Genomic DNA, 715 nt, shown 5'->3' with positions numbered 1-715 from the left:
GTTACACCCCCCATAAGAAAGCGGAAAAATTTGTATGATCGTGTGCAGTCTCAGAATAATATCGCTTCGATATTTATAATTTACCTATTAAAACCATAGATATACGAATAGCCGTCTGGTACTTCTATTTTGAGGAAACGCTCTGGGCGCAGATCTGGATCTCTCAAGCTTGGTCTATCGAAGGAAAGGATGTTGACTTGAAAACTCGTGAATATTATGTCGCGGCAGCGGCCGGCCTAATTGGAGGTAACGTTTCTAGCTTTGTCAAGTGGGGGACGGAAATCCCATTTCCGCCTCGCACACCAGATCGTCCAATCCCGCCTTTAGAGATGCTTGATTCGCTCGGTATCAACGCTAATCAGCTTACCTACGTTTACTCCGAGCACATGGTGAATTATGGCAGTGCCTTGATTCACCAAAGCTTTTCCATTTTTTTCGCCATCTTCTATTGCCTGACTGCGCTTAGGTATCCGCGTATTGCCGTATGGCAAGGTTTTGGCTTTGGCATGCTTGTCACCCTGGCTTTTCACGGGGTACTTTTACCGATGTTTCACTGGGCTCCTCCGCTCTGGGAGCTTCCTCCAGCGGAATGGGCATCTGAAACCTTTGGACACTTGCTATGGATATGGGTGATCGAAGTCATACGTCGCGATCTGCAGCAACGTTGGTCGCCCGGCCCTGGTTAGCTGTAACAGCCTGCAATCGAAATGGCCTC

1 protein-coding gene is annotated in these 715 nt (G+C 48.1%); it reads left to right on the top strand.

What is annotated here, in order from left to right:
- Positions 1-197 precede the first annotated feature (197 nt).
- Positions 198-686, top strand: a complete 489-nt coding sequence (locus ALO43_RS16855; protein WP_011167681.1) for a YagU family protein — start codon at positions 198-200, stop codon at positions 684-686.
- The last annotated feature ends 29 nt before the right edge of the window (positions 687-715 follow it).

It is taken from the genome of Pseudomonas tremae (assembly GCF_001401155.1).
Taxonomy (GTDB): domain Bacteria; phylum Pseudomonadota; class Gammaproteobacteria; order Pseudomonadales; family Pseudomonadaceae; genus Aquipseudomonas; species Aquipseudomonas tremae.
The sequence above is the reverse complement of the archived record's forward strand: the minus strand, read 5'-3'. Positions and strand labels throughout refer to the sequence as shown.